Source organism: Conservatibacter flavescens (genome assembly GCF_002795425.1).
In the GTDB taxonomy this organism is placed as follows: Bacteria; Pseudomonadota; Gammaproteobacteria; order Enterobacterales; family Pasteurellaceae; genus Conservatibacter; species Conservatibacter flavescens.
In genome coordinates this window covers 1-16,444 of sequence record NZ_PHHA01000038.1, presented here as the reverse complement: position 1 = coordinate 16,444, position 16,444 = coordinate 1, and the positions used below count along the sequence as shown (strand labels likewise).

16 protein-coding genes and 1 pseudogene are annotated in these 16,444 nt (G+C 42.5%); 5 read left to right on the top strand and 12 right to left on the bottom strand.

All coding sequences use genetic code 11. The annotated features are described in order from the left end of the window. Positions 1-6 precede the first annotated feature (6 nt). Genes CVP05_RS11920 through CVP05_RS11890 form a run of 7 tightly spaced genes read right to left on the bottom strand, consistent with a single transcriptional unit; the run spans position 7 to position 6,277 of the window. The gene (locus CVP05_RS11920; protein ID WP_100289786.1) at positions 7-792 is read right to left on the bottom strand and encodes a DeoR/GlpR family DNA-binding transcription regulator; all 786 of its coding nucleotides are present in this window, start codon (positions 790-792) and stop codon (positions 7-9) included. 54 nt (positions 793-846) lie between these two features. Further along, positions 847-1,890: an alcohol dehydrogenase catalytic domain-containing protein gene (locus tag CVP05_RS11915; RefSeq protein WP_100289785.1), complete on the bottom strand. Its 1,044-nt coding sequence runs from the start codon at positions 1,888-1,890 to the stop codon at positions 847-849. A gap of 59 nt (positions 1,891-1,949) precedes the next feature. Then, complete coding sequence (locus tag CVP05_RS11910; RefSeq protein WP_100289784.1) at positions 1,950-3,299, bottom strand: PTS galactitol transporter subunit IIC; 1,350 nt, start codon at positions 3,297-3,299, stop codon at positions 1,950-1,952. Positions 3,300-3,303: 4 nt separating this feature from the next. After that, positions 3,304-3,588 carry a PTS galactitol transporter subunit IIB gene (gatB, locus tag CVP05_RS11905; protein WP_100289783.1) on the bottom strand — a complete coding sequence of 95 codons (285 nt, stop codon included), beginning with the start codon at positions 3,586-3,588 and terminating at the stop codon, positions 3,304-3,306. 14 nt (positions 3,589-3,602) lie between these two features. Next, positions 3,603-4,052, bottom strand: coding sequence for a PTS galactitol transporter subunit IIA (gene gatA / locus CVP05_RS11900; protein ID WP_100289782.1), 450 nt, complete (start codon positions 4,050-4,052; stop codon positions 3,603-3,605). After that, positions 4,042-5,319, bottom strand: a complete 1,278-nt coding sequence (gene gatZ / locus CVP05_RS11895; protein ID WP_100289781.1) for a tagatose-bisphosphate aldolase subunit GatZ — start codon at positions 5,317-5,319, stop codon at positions 4,042-4,044. The genes gatA and gatZ overlap by 11 nt, the downstream gene beginning before the upstream one ends. Before the next feature lie 10 nt (positions 5,320-5,329). Beyond that, complete coding sequence (locus CVP05_RS11890) at positions 5,330-6,277, bottom strand: tagatose 1,6-diphosphate aldolase (protein WP_100289780.1); 948 nt, start codon at positions 6,275-6,277, stop codon at positions 5,330-5,332. Between the two features lie 241 nt (positions 6,278-6,518). Between CVP05_RS11890 and CVP05_RS11885 the strand changes: the two genes are divergently transcribed. From CVP05_RS11885 to CVP05_RS11865, 5 genes and pseudogenes are all read left to right on the top strand, one after another. Beyond that, positions 6,519-7,031, top strand: coding sequence for a hypothetical protein (locus tag CVP05_RS11885; protein ID WP_100289779.1), 513 nt, complete (start codon positions 6,519-6,521; stop codon positions 7,029-7,031). 89 nt (positions 7,032-7,120) lie between these two features. Continuing rightward, positions 7,121-8,650 (top strand): fused PTS fructose transporter subunit IIA/HPr protein, encoded by a 1,530-nt coding sequence (gene fruB / locus CVP05_RS11880; RefSeq protein WP_100289778.1) that lies wholly within the window; start codon positions 7,121-7,123, stop codon positions 8,648-8,650. A gap of 1 nt (position 8,651) precedes the next feature. Further along, positions 8,652-9,593 carry a 1-phosphofructokinase gene (gene fruK / locus CVP05_RS11875; RefSeq protein WP_100289777.1) on the top strand — a complete coding sequence of 314 codons (942 nt, stop codon included), beginning with the start codon at positions 8,652-8,654 and terminating at the stop codon, positions 9,591-9,593. A gap of 3 nt (positions 9,594-9,596) precedes the next feature. Then, positions 9,597-11,265, top strand: a pseudogene (locus CVP05_RS11870) (fructose-specific PTS transporter subunit EIIC). Between the two features lie 128 nt (positions 11,266-11,393). Beyond that, entirely contained in the window at positions 11,394-12,041 is a 648-nt protein-coding gene (locus CVP05_RS11865) for a MarC family protein (protein WP_100289776.1), read from the top strand. Between the two features lie 71 nt (positions 12,042-12,112). Here the strand turns inward: CVP05_RS11865 and nlpD are convergent, their stop codons facing one another. The 5 genes from nlpD to CVP05_RS11845 all read right to left on the bottom strand — a co-directional run bounded on the left by nlpD (position 12,113) and on the right by CVP05_RS11845 (position 16,008). Next, entirely contained in the window at positions 12,113-13,324 is a 1,212-nt protein-coding gene (gene nlpD / locus CVP05_RS11860; protein WP_100289775.1) for a murein hydrolase activator NlpD, read from the bottom strand. A gap of 27 nt (positions 13,325-13,351) precedes the next feature. Next, positions 13,352-13,510 (bottom strand): hypothetical protein, encoded by a 159-nt coding sequence (locus CVP05_RS12685; protein ID WP_243389249.1) that lies wholly within the window; start codon positions 13,508-13,510, stop codon positions 13,352-13,354. A gap of 36 nt (positions 13,511-13,546) precedes the next feature. Beyond that, the gene (locus tag CVP05_RS11855; protein ID WP_100289774.1) at positions 13,547-14,122 is read right to left on the bottom strand and encodes a YqaA family protein; all 576 of its coding nucleotides are present in this window, start codon (positions 14,120-14,122) and stop codon (positions 13,547-13,549) included. 99 nt (positions 14,123-14,221) lie between these two features. Continuing rightward, positions 14,222-14,962 (bottom strand): 5'/3'-nucleotidase SurE, encoded by a 741-nt coding sequence (gene surE, locus CVP05_RS11850; protein WP_100289773.1) that lies wholly within the window; start codon positions 14,960-14,962, stop codon positions 14,222-14,224. A gap of 59 nt (positions 14,963-15,021) precedes the next feature. Next, the gene (locus CVP05_RS11845; RefSeq protein ID WP_100289772.1) at positions 15,022-16,008 is read right to left on the bottom strand and encodes an FUSC family protein; all 987 of its coding nucleotides are present in this window, start codon (positions 16,006-16,008) and stop codon (positions 15,022-15,024) included. Positions 16,009-16,444 lie beyond the last annotated feature (436 nt).

Below are 16,444 nucleotides of genomic sequence, written 5' to 3'. Positions count from 1 at the left end.
AGAAAATTAAACGGTTAAAACATGAATATTACTATCTAATAAAACTTGCTGAGTTGCTGTAGGAATTTTCTTATCCGTAATAAATAAATCAATCTGTTCCATTGCCAAAACTAAATTAAACCCATTGCGATTAAATTTAGTAGAATCCACCACTGCCACCACTTTTGCAGAAGCTTCAGCCATCACCGAACTCACATGATACCCTTCATTAAAGGTTGTAATACCAGCATTGAGATCCACGCCATCAGCGCCCACAAACATGATATCCGCTTTAATGCCTTGCAAGGTGTTTTCGGTAATGGAACCGTGCATTGAGCGGGTCTTGTGGCGCACATAGCCACCGCAAATGACAAGAGTAATGTCTGGGGAATCAGAGAGAATATAAGCTGCCGGCAAGTTATTGGTGATCACGGTGATGTTTTTGATTTTCAGCAACTCATAAGCAATCATCATTGTGGTACTACCGCTGTCTAAAATTACGGTATCCCCTTCTTTGATCATAGCCGCTGCTTTCTCCGCAATACGCTGTTTAGGATCTGCCGATAAAGTATATCGTTCTTCCAACTCTTTTTCTGTTTGCTCTTCCGTTTCCTTGCCTATTTCAGGTAAAGATTGGAAAGTGCCCGCTCCACCGTGGAAGCGGGTTAGGCGGCGTTGCTCCTCTAACACCCGCAAATCCGTGCGAATGGTGACTTCTGAAGTGTCAAAACGTTTTGCCAAATCAGCAACCAATACTGTACCCTTTTGTTTTAATAGTTCAATAATGTGATTTCGTCTTTCAAAGGTGTTCATTTTCATTCCTTTTATCACCGCCGCCCTATTTCATATCATTTTATTTGCTTGCGGTTAATGTGCTTTTAGCACAATCTTACCATTCATTGATTTTCCTTCAAGTTTTTTTACAGCTTGGACATAACCATCAAATTCATCCACTGAAGCAATTAATGGCGGAATATTAATTTTACCGGTATTAATCAACTCCATTGCGAGTGTCCATTCACCTCCCGGCCAAGGTTTGGAATAATTCATCCAAGAGCCTAAAATGGCCAATTCTTTACGTAGAATTAGTCCGAACACTGTTTGATTAAGCGTAAGGTCGTGATGCAATGTCCCCACTAACGCCACCTGTGAGCGAGGCCCGGCAATTTCAATGGACAAACTAACTGTTTGCGGTACACCTGCGGTTTCCAATACCAGTTGTTCGAAACGCAGATCATTTAGTTGCTCAGCAATTTCCGCAGCTGACTGCCGACCAGAATTGAATACAAAATCTGCCCCCAAAGTTTTGGCAAGGGCTAATTTCTCTTCATTAATGTCAATCACGCTAACCGTTTTTGCCCCTAAGCCTTTTGCCGCTTGAGCAGCCAATAAACCGATAGTACCAGCACCAATGACGATCACATTTTTATTTTCGCAACCGTTGGCAAGATAGATAGCGTGTAAGCCTACCGTGATGGGTTCAATAAACGCGCTGTACAAGGGATCGGAAGTGCGGTCAATTTTGACCAAGTTTTTTTGATTTACACAAATATATTCCGCATTACCACCGGCTCGTCTTGAGCCCACAAAGGTGTAATTTTTACATAGCGAATAGAATCCCTTTTCGCATTCGGGACAATGAAAACAAGGCAATAAGGGCGCACAGACTACAAGATCATTAATTTCTAAATTTTGCACCGCACTTCCTTTACCAACTATTACACCGCTAAATTCATGACCAAGAATAATCGGATAATTATGCGCACCGTTGTGGAAAATACGCGGAATGTCTGAGCCACAGACGCCGGAATATAACACTTTCACCAATACATCTTCACTCTCTATAATTGCTGGTGTTTCCACCTCTCTTACAACAGGATTATTGTTTGATTCGATAACAACCGCTTTCATTTTATCTCTCCAAATATTTTCATACCTAGGGCAAATGCCCTAGGTGATTATTTTTATGTTTAAGCATTTTCCGACACTTGTTTGGCGTAGGCTCTGGCTCTCGCCCAAGTGAGATAGACACCTAAGGCATACACTGCGCCGATCACAGATAAGCCCATTACATTTTCCAAAGTAAGTAACTGTACCAGTAAATAGGTAATCGGTGCGCCACCTTGATCCATCGCTCCAACCATTTCACCGGCTTTTAATGTGCCAGCGTTGGCAGCAAGTTGTGTAACGAGCGGAATAGTTTGCGTAGCAATCCACAAGGTGATGGACATAATAATGCTGCCGGAAATTAAGGTCCTGAACAAATTACCTTGATGAACCGCTACCGCCATTGCCACAAAGAAGCCAATCGTAGCAAGGTCGCCGAAAGGTAAAATCTGATTGGTCGGCAAGACTACCGCAATTAAAATTGTCACCGGAATAAAGATCAGGCTTGCCGAAACCACTGCTGTTTGACCGAGTAATAACGCCGGATCCAAGCCGATTAAAAAATCCTGACCGCCAAATTTCGCCTGTAATTTTTTACGGGCTTGTTTGGCGATTGGTGTTAAGCCGTCCATAATCGGTTTAATCACACGCGGCATTAATAGCATGACAGCTGCGGTTTTCACGCCTAGTTGAAGGACATCTTTTACTTCATAACCGGCCAACAAACCAATTATAATCCCCATAACAAAACCGACTGTTACCGGCTCACCCAACGCACCAAAGCGTTTTTGTAAGTCATCGGCAGAAAAGTGAATTTTATTTAAACCGGGAATTTTTTCGATCACCGTATCGACCAACACAGCAACAGGGCCAAGATAAGCCGAAGTACCATGCGGAATAGCAATACCATCTAATTCAAAGAAATTTTTAGTATCTTTAGCAAACCAATCACCTAATTTATAAGCAAAGGCCGCATGTACCACCACACCTAAAATACCCAACCAATACGAACCGGTGGCAATATGCACCAAAGCACCGGTAAACGTCATATGCCAGATGTTCCAAATATCCACGTTCACAACACGGGTCATTTTTAACACTAACATCAATACGTTAACCGCAATGGCAATAGGAATGGCAATTAACGCAATTTGTGATGCCCACGTGATTGGAGCCGCTCCCGGCCAACCGAGATCGACTACATGCAGATTAATATCAAAAGTGTGAGCCATCGCCTTAGCCGCAGGTCCGATAGAATCCAACATCAACCCAATCACTAAACCAATACCCACAAAACCAATCCCAATTTGCAAACCCGCTTTGAAGGATTCACCGAATTTCATTCCCAACAATAAAGAGAAAATGATGATAATAATCGGCAACATGACTGCTGGGCCGAGATCTAAAATATATTGCATTACTTGTGCAAACATAGTCTTACCCTCTTAAAATAGTTAATATTTTTTCTTTCAACTCATCAATACCTACGCCAGACACAAACGGCATGCCATGCACAATGGGTATCTCACCATAAGTTTGGCTGATTTTGGCGGTAGCACAAATGAGGTCTGCATCATCAATATAACTTTCAATTTCACTAATACGACATTGCACCAATTCCAACGAAATGTTGTTTTCAGCACATAATTCTTTGATTTCTTCTGCTGCTAAAGTAGAAGTTGCAACAGCACCGCCACAGGCTACAATGACTTTCTTTTTCATAATTCACACTCCGTTTAGTTGAAATTCAGATGTTGGTTAATTAATGCGGGCAGTTCGTCCTCACCGACGGCCAGTAAATTTTCAATAAATTCATTATCTTGTAATGTTCCGAACAGCGTTCGCAACAGGTTGAGTTGTTGTTGCGGATCAGTCACTACTAAGGCGATAACCAAATCTACCGCAATTTGCCCATCTTCATCGGCACGGTTAAAACGCACTTTATCCGTAGGCCGAATAAAATAAATTGCGGGTTTGTTTGCGTATTCCGCCTCACAATGAGGAATAGCCACCGCATAATGCTCTAAAGCAATCCCGGTGGGGAAATTTTCCTCCCGTTCAAACACCGCCTGACGATAGCCTTCTTTCACAATGCCTTTGGCCGTCAGTTCATCCGCTAAAAAATTCAGCACCTGTTCAAAACTATCGAAATGAATGTCAGTTTTAATTAAGATTTCAGTTTGCATTTTTTCCTCCATTGCAACCGTATGCATAATCCGCCAACACTTGCTGAATCTTATCTAAAATCAATGCATTAGCTGAAGACTTAATTGTACCTTGCAACACTTTTTGGCATTGTTCCGGAAGGTATTGACTAAGCAAGCCGAGAGGAATATCTACTTTGGCTAAATTTTCAGTTAATTTTTCCACCGCACTTTGAATACGCGGATGCGGCCAATAGTAACGAATACGATCAGACAGGCTAAAATGTAAATCCACCATAGCTTTGGAATGCTGCGGTGAATAATATTTCTGCCAGTATTTCGGTTCATCTTGCATGACTTGGTCGATCACATTGAGTAAATAGCTACGATTTTCCGGTGCAATCAGCACATCCTCAATATTTGCTAAAGCAAACAAGGCTTCGCGTAAAGCAAATGTCAACGCCGGCCCCACTTTCAAAATAGCGAAGTGATCTTTCACCAAATTGCGATAGCATTCACGAGTTTGGTAATCCGTAGAATGCGCTTCAAAAATATAAGGTGTATTTTCGATGAAATTAACAATATCTTTCGCTAATTCTGGTTGATATAAAATCACGTTAGAATGATCAAATTCCACACCCGGTTGTACCACCACCCCTACGACACGCTTGAACGCTTCGTTCAATCCTAAATCCGCAAAGGCTTGACGGTGTGTCTCTATGGTTTCTTTAACACTATCTAAAGTAGTGACATTCACAGTTTGAATGGTATGCATTTCACCGCCCGGTACTGGTACTTCTGTACCGACAATGTAGCTCACTTTTTCCCGCTGTGCCGGTGTTAATACATTTTCTACTGCTTGACACAAAAGTGCGGCACGTTCTGCCACAGTTTTGGGCGCGAGGGGAATGGGATCATCGGCACAAGACATTGAGGCATCTAAATGAATTTTGGTAAAACCGGCTTTTGCATATTCCGCCACCAACACTTTGGATTTTTCCATTGCTTCGGCTGCCGACTCATTTTGCCAACAATTAGGGCCCAGGTGATCCCCACCTAAAATTAATCGTTCCGCCGGAAAACCGACTCGTTTGGCTATGTTTAACACAAAATCACTAAAATCAGCTGGCTGCATACCGGTATAACCGCCGAATTGATTTACCTGATTTGAAGTGGCCTCAATTAATACTCGATTATTAGTATGTAAATCAAAACGCAACGCGGCTTCAATCACTAAAGGATGGGCGGAACACACAGAACAAATGCCGATATCACTACCTGATTTATGTAAATTAACGATGCTTTTCATTACGTCGCTCCTAGAATTTAATCGGGGTTGCAGTGGCTTTTAATACCGCATTCAGTTCAGTGATATTTTTCACCCCTTCAGTTTGCAACCATTGACTTGCGGCTTGTTCGCCCTGAGCCTTAAATTGTTCGGCAGCGCCTGCCCAAGTAGCACGGCCACACAACACACCGTTAAAGCGAGAACCGGCTTGCTTAGCAAATCGTAACGTATCTTGAAACAATGTTGGCGTGACACCTGCACTTAAAAAGATAAATGGTAAATCCGTCGCTTCACTTTGTTGTTTAAAATATTCTGCAGCCTGTTGACCAGTATGTACTATTTCCGAACCATAGCCTTCCACAAAATTCATATCCACCGGCACTTCCACTTTCAACACATCAACGGAAAAACGTGGAGCGGAATATTGCTTCATTGCCTCAATCACTTTATGTGGTTTCAAACTTGCGAACTCTTTCTTATTCGAAACTTTCGCATCATAGGTGAGAATTTCTAAAAAGAAAGGCAACCCTTGTGCATTACATTCAGCGCCTACCCGTTCCACAAAGGCTTTTTTCACATCATTGACGGCATCGCTTTCGTCCACATCCACATACAGCAACAATTTCACTGCATCTGCCCCTTTTTCTTTTAAACGTAATACGGATACCTCATCAATCAAATCTGGATAACGACCCGGCACATTTTTATCATAGCCAGTTTTTTCATAGGCCATAATCAAACCGCAATGCCTATCTTTCTGACTAGCGGCAGCCCAACCGTATTCAGGATCTAACAGAATTGATGAAGCATAAGATGTTAAGTTTAGCGATACTAAAGATTTAAATAATTCCGCTTGGCTTGCCGGAATATCATCACCTAACATACGACGTAACGCCCCACGCTGATCAATGGCAAGAGCCCCGATAATGCCCTGTTGATCACAGAGTTTTTGCAGTTTTTGTTGTTTTAAGGTGTACATTTATGTTTCCTCACTAAATAAAAACAAACTTTCGATATATTTCGAATCAATAATACACACAAAAATAAAAAATAAAACAAAAACAATCGAAATTTAAGATATAGATCACAAAACAATGAAAGAAATCAAAAGAAAAAGAAATGAAGAATGATTTATTAGTCCCGACAGTTTACGATAAACCTTTCTCAGTGGTACAATAGCCCATATTTTTTACAAGAAACATATGAAGAGTTCACGATCCATGCTAAAAAAAGTCTCTCTAATATTAACCGCACTTTGCTTATCCGCCTGCTCTATGTCGTCTTACATTCCGTTTGTTAGCAAAGAAAATGCGGTGATTGATTTAGATAAGAGCGCTATTGATCAAAAATCTTATGCGGTGGCTTATGAGGCGACAATTCAAACTTATACTGATCGCGTAAATAAAGATTATGATGTTAATTCATTCACTAGCGGTGTGAATGATTGGTTTTTAGGACGTATTTTAGTTCCTATTGAACAAATTAGAGGAAATTTATATCAAGGCATGCATGATTCAAATGTCTATGCCTATTATAGCGGTGTTGTCTTTGCAGCTGAGTTACAAAATAATTTCAGCCGATTAAGCGCCGATTGTTGGCAAAAAATTGATCGTCCGAGTATCACTCAAGGCATTTATGATGCTATGCGTGGTTTGCAGAAAGGCGATGTTCGTGATAATGACGATGAATACTTAGTCAAAGGTAGCGAGCAATTATTAAACATCTGTAAATAGTTTTTTGAAGGATAGCCTAAGGGTTGTCCTTTTTACTTTCTGACTTCAACTGAAACGTTTTTTCTAATAATTATGGAGGGAAAACCAGAATGTTTAATTTACCCGAAAATAACATTCATTTGGCGGCACAGGCCGACAATAAACAACAAGCTATTGAGCAAGTCGCGATGGCGCTTGAGCAAGCTGGTTATGTCGAAGCTGGTTATCTAGCCGGTATGCTTGCCCGTGAGCAACAAACATCAACATTTTTAGGAAATGGTATTGCAATTCCCCATGGAACGCTTGATACGCGTCATATGGTGAAAAATACCGGTGTACAAGTCTTTCAATTTCCACAAGGGATTGAATGGGGAGAAGGCAATGTAGCCTATGTGGTTATTGGCATTGCTGCACGTTCTGATGAACATTTGGCTTTATTACGTCAATTAACGCATGTTTTAGGTGATGAGGATACTGCGGCAAAACTAGCGACTTTAACGGATGCCACACAATTTCGTGCTATTTTAATGGGCGAAAATACCGGTTTTTCGCTACAAGCCGATCACCTGTCTCTTGATATTAATACCACTAGCCTATTAGCATTAACTGCTATTAATGCAGATATCTTACAAGCACAAAGTGCGGTCAATTCTGAATTTGTTTCTGAGGTCATTTCTAGCGCTGCACTGCCATTATGTGATGGGTTATGGTTAACCGATAGCGTAAACGGAAACTTGAAAAACGCCATTGCATTTAGCCGCGCAGCTACGCCATTTAACCATCATGGCAAAACCATACACGGTGTGTTAACCATTGCGGCTGTGAATGATGAACTAAACGACACACTTGCTCGTTTACTTGATAAAGATGTACAACAAACATTATTAACCGGCGGAAATGCTCAAATCATTGCAGCATTAAACGGCGTTGAGTTTACAGAAAATACGGCAAGTAATGCCGAAACGCCAGCCACAAATACCGTTATTGGAACATTTACTATACGCAATGAACACGGGTTACATGCTCGCCCTAGTGCGGTCTTAGTCAATGTGGTTAAACAGTTTGAATCCAAAATTACCATAGAAAATCTTAACCGCGAAAGCGCGCCAGTCAGTGCAAAAAGCTTGATGAAAGTCGTAGCCTTAGGGGTTGTGAACGGACATCGTCTACGTTTTGTGGCTGAGGGTGATGATGCACTCCAGGCTATTCAAGCCATTGAAAAAGCCATTCAAGACGGATTAGGAGAAGGGGTTTCCTCCTTGCCTCCAGCTATCGCGGACAGCATAGAAGAACAAGCTCATGTCACCACTAAAACGGCAAATCCGCCACCAGCAGTCGATACCAATTCCCTTTCACAAAATAATGACGCGATTATTGGGGAGTTTGTGATCCAAAATGAACATGGCTTACACGCTCGTCCAAGTGCTGTGTTAGTGAACGAAGTAAAAAAATATACCGCCTCTGTTACCGTGCAAAACTTAGATCGTGACACTCAACCCGTGAGCGCGAAAAGTTTAATGAAAATTGTGGCACTCGGTGCGACCAAAGGACACCGTTTACGCTTTGTGGCTACAGGTGAACAAGCCCAACAAGCCATTGATGGTATAGGCAATGCTATTGCTGCTGGGTTAGGGGAATAATATGGCTAAAATCGCAACCATTACACTCAATACGGCCTATGATTTAGTTGGCCGCTTAACACGCATTGAACTCGGCGAGGTAAACACGGTAGAAACGTTAGGCCTTTTTCCCGCTGGCAAAGGGATTAATGTTGCAAAAGTGCTTAATGATCTTGGGGTATCTGTTGCCGTTGGTGGGTTTCTTGGTACCGACAATCAAGGCGATTTTGTGCAAATGTTTCAAAATCTTGGTTTAGAAGACAAATTCCAACGAGTAGCAGGCAAAACACGGATTAATGTCAAAATCACCGAAACCGAAGCGGATGTGACAGATTTGAATTTTTTAGGCTATGAAATTTCCGCACAAGATTGGCAAGACTTCGTCCAAGCTTCTTTAGATTATGCACAGTCCTTTGACATTATTGCAGTATGTGGCAGCTTACCACGTGGCGTGAGCCCGGAAATGTTCACGCGATGGCTGCAAGCGCTAAAAGAAAGCGGTGTTAAAGTTGTGTTAGATAGTAGTAACGCGGCTTTAACTGCTGGCTTGCAAGCGAATCCTTGGCTTGTTAAACCGAATCATCGAGAACTTGAAAGCTGGATTGGCCATAAGCTCAATAACCAAGCAGAAATTATTCAAGCGGCGAAAAAGCTGAAAGCACAAGGGATCGCAAACGTGATTATCTCAATGGGTGCTAACGGCTCCTTATGGCTCAGCGATGAAAGTATCATTGCCGCACAACCGCCAAAATGTGAAAACGTTGTCAGCACTGTTGGAGCGGGTGACTCGATGGTGGCAGGATTAATCTACGGTCTAAGCCAAGACCTTTCTCAGCAAGATACTCTCGCTTTTGCCTCAGCAATCTCAGCCTTTGCCGTATCGCAAAGCAATGTAGGCATTTCTGATAAAGCTTTATTAGCGCCAATTTTGGCACAAGTAAAAATTAACGTGATTGAAGGGTAAATTATGAATATTTTTCTCGTACAAAACCATGATATAGGAAAAGCAAAAAGCTTTTTATTACACCAAGTTTTAAGCCAAGTTGCCACCCAACAAGGCCATCAACTCAGTGATATTACAGAAGCAGATCTCGCTATTGTTATCGGAAAAACTTTGCCAAATTTAACCGCTCTTCAAGGTAAAAAAGTTGCCTTAGTTTCGGTAGATAGCGAATTAACACAACCCGAGCAGTTATTACAACAAGCAATAACCGCCGCAACGGATTATGTTGAGCCTGCCCAAAGCTCGGCTAATCTTGCACAACATTCCATTAAAAACATTGTCGCCGTTACCGCCTGTCCGACAGGGGTTGCACATACATTTATGTCAGCGGAAGCGATTGAAACTTATGCCAAAAAACAAGGTTGGAATATCAAAGTAGAAACCCGTGGGCAAGTGGGGGCCGGTAATCCAATTTCACCAGAAGAAGTCGCGGCGGCAGATTTAGTCTTTGTGGCGGCAGATATTGATGTGGATTTAAGCAAATTTACGGGTAAAAATGTATCGTACTTCGACAGGTTTAGCGCTGAAAAAAACGGCACAGGAATTCGAAAAAGCCTTTGCGGAAGCCAAAACCTACAACGGTAATTCGGCCCAATCGACCAGCGCTAGCCCAGAAGAAAACGAGAAAAAAGGCGTGTATAAACATTTGATGACCGGCGTTTCTCATATGCTACCGTTAGTCGTAGCCGGTGGTTTAGCCATTGCCATGTCTTTCATGTTTGGGATCGAGGCATTCAAAGATGGGGATATTGCTTTCGGTTTACCAAAAGCATTAATGGATATTGGCGGTGGCGCTGCGTTCCATTTAATGATTGCAATTTTTGCCGGCTATGTAGCATTTTCGATTGCAGATAGACCGGGTTTAGCGCCGGGACTTGTCGGAGGTATGCTTGCCACTAACGCCGGAGCTGGAATTTTAGGCGGAATTATTGCTGGTTTCTTCGCCGGCTATGTTGTGAAATGGCTGAATGAAAAAATCCAGCTTTCACCGAGCCTCGCGGCGCTAAAACCGATTTTAATTTTACCATTACTGGGATCATTGATTATCGGCTTAGGAATGATTTATGTCATTAACCCACCTGTAGCAGGAATCATGAATGCCTTAACCGAGTGGTTAAAATCGATGGGTGAAGTCAATGCCATTATTTTAGGCATTATACTCGGTGCAATGATGTGTACCGATATGGGTGGACCAGTTAATAAAGCAGCCTACACATTCTCAGTCGGTATGATAGCTTCAGGCGTATATGCTCCTATTGCTGCTGCGATGGCTGCCGGTATGGTTCCACCAATCGGTATGGCAATCGCTACTTGGATTGCCCGTAATAAATTTAACCAAAACCAACGCAATGCCGGTAAAGCCTCATTTGTATTGGGATTATGTTTTATTTCTGAAGGTGCGCTACCCTTTGTCGCGGCAGACCCAATCCGAGTGATTATAAGTTCTATTCTGGGTGGCGCTACTGCTGGCGCGATTTCGATGAGCTTAGGTATCTTATTACAGGCGCCACACGGAGGATTATTCGTTATCCCATTTGTTTCTCAACCATTAATGTATTTAGCTGCCATAGCTATCGGTTCTATTATCACAGGCATTGTTTACGCCTCGATCAAGCCGAAATTGGTTGATTAATTATTCACCGAAGCAAAATAAGGAAGAAATGAAAATATCTTCCTTATTTTTCTCTCATTTGTCCCTAGCGACCACATTTGCTACAATAGCCTCCCCTTTTGGGTTTTTATTTATTATTAAGGTTCTTTATGTTTGCGTTTGATCAATTTGGTATTGCATTTATGGCATTCTTTGCAATCACCAACCCCATATCAAGCCTCCCTGTTTATCTTTCTATTACGGAACAAGAAGATAATGACACCGCAAAACTCATCGCGCGAAAAGGCGTGTTTGTGGCTTTTCTGATTATTGCGGTTTTCTCTTTGGGAGGGAAAATTATTTTTGAAACCTTTGGTATGACAATGCCTGCACTGCGCTTAGCCGGTGGATTTATTGTGTTTATGATTGGTTTACAAATGTTACAAGGGGGACAAAACTCTACGGTTAACCACCCGATTAACCCCCAAAATGCCGTGCGTAATCGCGAAGATATTCTAGGGGTTGCCGTGTCGCCATTGGCCATGCCCATGCTAGCTGGACCCGGAACGATTGCAACCTCCATGAACTTATCAGCGGACGCCAATATGACCGGTGTAATTGCAACCGTCCTTGCGTTTGGCTTGCTTTGCTTAATCACATATATTTTATTTTTATACGGTAAACGCTTAATTCAGTTATTAGGCAGAAGTGCAATGCGAGTACTTACCCGAATGATGGGATTAATCCTAGCCGTCATCGGAACACAAATGTTTATTAACGGTATTTATGATGCTTTCCCTATGCTCAAAGCCATATAATCACCATTATTAAGCAAAAAAAAGAAGAAAATGCACCGCACTTTCTTCTTTTTTATTATATCCAATATCCCTTAACGTCTTGGCAAATAACGAATAGGATCCACAGATTTCCCTTTGTAGCGAATTTCAAAATGCAGTTTCACCCCGTTTGTACCAGAGCTACCCATTTTCGCAATTTGTTGCCCTGATTTCACTTGTTGCTGCTCTTTGACTAAGATACTTTCATTGTGCGCATAAGCACTGAGATAATCATCATTATGCTTAATAATAATTAAATTACCATAGCCACGTAGCGCATTACCGGCATACACCACTGTTCCTGCGGCCGCAGCATTTACTGCTTGTCCACGTGAACCGCCAATATCAATCCCTTTATTACCGCCATCTGTATTCGAAAAGCCTTGAATAATCTTACCACTTGCCGGCCAACGCCAAGCAATATTAGAGGCCGCTGGCGCTTGAGTCACAGTTTGTGTTGCTGCTGGCGCAGTGGCTGTCACAGTTGGCGCACTTGTTGTTGCAGGCGGTGTGCCAGCTGTTGCACGTACCGCTGGAACCGTTGCCGCACCTACAGTCGCAGCTGTGCCGACACCCGCTTTAATTGGCCCCGTCACAGTCCCATCGGAACCATATTGTGTCCCATTTGCAGCCGGTGTATAAGTGACTGACGGTTCAACTGGTTTTGCCGGCACTGGCGCAGGTGCTTGTGTAACAGCTGCAGTCGTCGCTGCTGCCGGTGCAGTATTATTCGACACACGCAAGGTTTGCCCAATACTTAAATTATATGGCTCACTCATATTATTTAAGGCTGCAAGTTCTTTGACATCCATACCTGAAATATAAGCAATCAAGAACATAGTATCGCCCTTGCGCACAGTATAAGTGTCACCTTTATAAAAACCTTTATCTATTTTGCTATAATCTGGCGCATTGGTTTGTGCATTACGAGGGATCGTAAAATCCTGCGACACTTGCTTTGCCTTTGCTGTCGAACTCGCTACCGTCTGCTGTGCTTGTTGCACAGGTTGAGGCATAGGCTGAGGCGCTGCCGGTTGAACCGTTGGCACTTGCGCAGAAGGCACATTCATCGTATTCGGCATACTTTGCTGCTGAATTTCCGGTTCCCAAGCCCCATTCGCTGCCCCTGTAGATGTGACCGGCTGCATAATACCTGGAGAAAGAGTCGTATCATCACTAGCCGATTCGACCGGAGCAGGCTGACTACTTGAACACGCCGCTAAAACAACTGCTGCCAACGGCACAAGAAAAAATGATTTTTTCATCGAATAATCCTTTCTAAAAATAACTAATTAACGCATATCCGCAGGCATCGCACCTTGCTGAATATCAGGGATCAATCCTGTTCCTTCTACCGCACCAGTACCTTCAACAGGCTGCATAATACCTGGTGACAACGTATTTTCATCAACAACTTCCGGCGCTGAACGACAAGCAACAAGACCCATCATAAATAACCCGATATATACTATTTTTCTCATTACATTCTATCTCAAAACAAAATAAGCGATGACTGCTAGCACAACAACTGCCCAACCAATCACCTCAATATAACGGCGCAATTGGGCAGCAAAACGCTGTCCACCCCAAGCAGCCAATTTTGCCACTAAAATAAAACGCGCCGCCCGCGAAATAAAAGCAGTAATAGCAAATGGAAGAAATGCCATTTGCATAACACCCGCACAGATAGTAAATACTTTATAAGGAATAGGCGAAAAACCCGCGACAAACACCACCAGTACGCCCCATTTTTCAAACCAAGATACCGCAGTGTTCCAACGTACCTCATAGCCCCACTGTACGATATATTGATAAATCCAATCAAAGGCATAATACCCTAAACCATAGCCCACTATCCCACCAATCGCTGATGCGATAGCAGTATATAGCGCAAGTCGCATAGCTTTTTGCGGTGCCGACATTGACATAGGAATCAACATAACATCTGGTGGAATCGGAAAAAAGATGGCCTCAATAAAACTGACAAAAGATAGCCAAAATGTCGCAAAACGATGCTTAGACCACATCATCGTCTTATCATACATTGCACCAAAAATATTCAAAATAGCTCCTTTTCTACGCACAGTATCACACTAAAAAGTGTTCATTTTGCGCCAACTCTCAACATAAAGCAATAGATCCTACTTGGTATTACATTTCTTTTACATCTTATCTAGCCAATGTTGCAACGCTTGCAAAGAATGATGTGCCGTCATATCCGCTTGAATTGGCGTAATTGATACATAACCATTAGCCACCGCATGAAAATCTGTCCCCTCACTCGCATATTCAGGTAATCCGCTTGGCCCGACCCAATAAATTGCCTCATTACGCGGATCTTTCTGCTTAATAATTTCTGCTGCTGACTCACGATATCCCAAGTGACACACTTTTATGCCTTTCAACTGCGCATAAGGAATATCTGGCACATTAATATTGATAATTTCACGGCTCTTGAGCAAATTTTCATGTAATTTCGGGATCAGATCACATACCACACGAGCCGCTGTTTCATAATGTTGACGACCATCTAATGATACCGCCACCGCAGGCAAACCCAAATGGCGTCCTTCTAATGCTGCCGCCAATGTGCCAGAATAAAGCGTATCATCACCTAAATTCGCACCTGCATTGATCCCTGACACAACCAAATCTACACGCCCCGATAAAAAGCCATTTAACGCCAAATGCACACAATCTGCCGGTGTGCCATTCACACAATAATCACCACTATCCAATTTATGTGGTCGCAAAGGCTCTATCAACGTCAGCGAACTGGAGGCCGCACTACGGTTACGATCAGGTGCAACAACTGTCACATCTGCTATTTTACGTAACTCATGGGCCAATACTCGAATCCCTTCTGCATGAATACCATCATCATTACTTAATAAAATATGCATCTTTTGTCCTATTTATTTCACCAATATCCAACCTTATTATAACGCCCTTTCCCACGCCCTTAAAGACGAAAAATTTTCGTCATGCCCAACGCCACGCCTCCTCCCAATAACGTTGCCACTAAACGATGTTCTGTCGTTGAAATAGGATCACCAAATCCTAAAGCAATTAAAAACACGACCGTTGCTGACATCACACAGCTTAACACACCATAATTCGCTTTTTGCAAGGAAAACGCCAGCCCGCTACTGATCACTAAAGCTAAAATCAGTATCAACAACTGTTCATGAAATAGATAAATAATTAACGTCGCCACACTACAGCCAACTAATGTACCGACGAGGCGCGCAATACTCCTAGACCACGTTAACTGCCCAGAAGGTCGCATAATCATCAAAGCGGTCATCGGTGCCCAATAATCATTTGCCAGCCCCCAATGTTGCGCAACAACAAAAGAACCCATCACACTCAATACCATCGCCCATACAAACCGCCACTGCAAATCACGATCAATCGCAGTCACCGGTATCGGAGGCAAACTCGCTGAAACGCTCGGAAACAGCCTAGCCAAACATACCATACCCAATAACTGAAGAAACCCAGCCATCAAAATCAAACCGCCTCGCAACAACGCATCCTCTATACTTCGAGGATAATAACTTGCCACCAAAAACGCCACAACAACCTGTAAGCTGACCCACCACAAATCATTATTACGGCTAGTTAAATACGCACAACAAGCTGCAAGAATCCCAACCAATATCAACAACAGCCACGCTTCATGACCAACTAATGAGCCCAAAAACGCAGAAATAGACATCCCGACGGTCGCAATAGCAACCGCCCCCCAGCGATAGGGCCCCAACGTCCGAGAAGCCCCAAATCCCACAGTAAACGCCGCACCAACCATAATCACAGCCACCAATGGATCAATATCTAAACTGACCACAATGACCAATAAAATAGCAGGGCTACATAACAAAAATTCCCGCCAATAAATAACACCAACAAAAGATTGCCAACGTTTAAAACATAAATTCAAATTCATAACGCAACTAATTTAGTTCACCATGATCAAAATAAACCCACTCATTTTCCAAAACAGTTTTGGATTTAGCCAATTCCGAGACAAGATATTATTTCTTTGGGGCGTATGCAATACGCCCCTACCTGAAAAATAAATATCTATTAAATTTCAATGAGTTAAAAATATTTGCTGTAGGGGCGTATTGCATACGCCCCTTATCCTTGTTTATTCCGAATCTAAACAAAAACCCACCGCACTTCTTTCCAAAGCGCTTTTGGATTTAGCCAATTCCGAGACAAGATATTATTGCTTTGGGGCGTATGCAATACGCCCCTACCTGAAAAATAAATATCTATTAAATTTCAATGAGTTACAAATATTTGCTGTAGGGGCGTATTGCATACGCCCCTTGTCCTTGTTTATTCCGAATCTAAACAAAAAACCCACCGCACTTCTT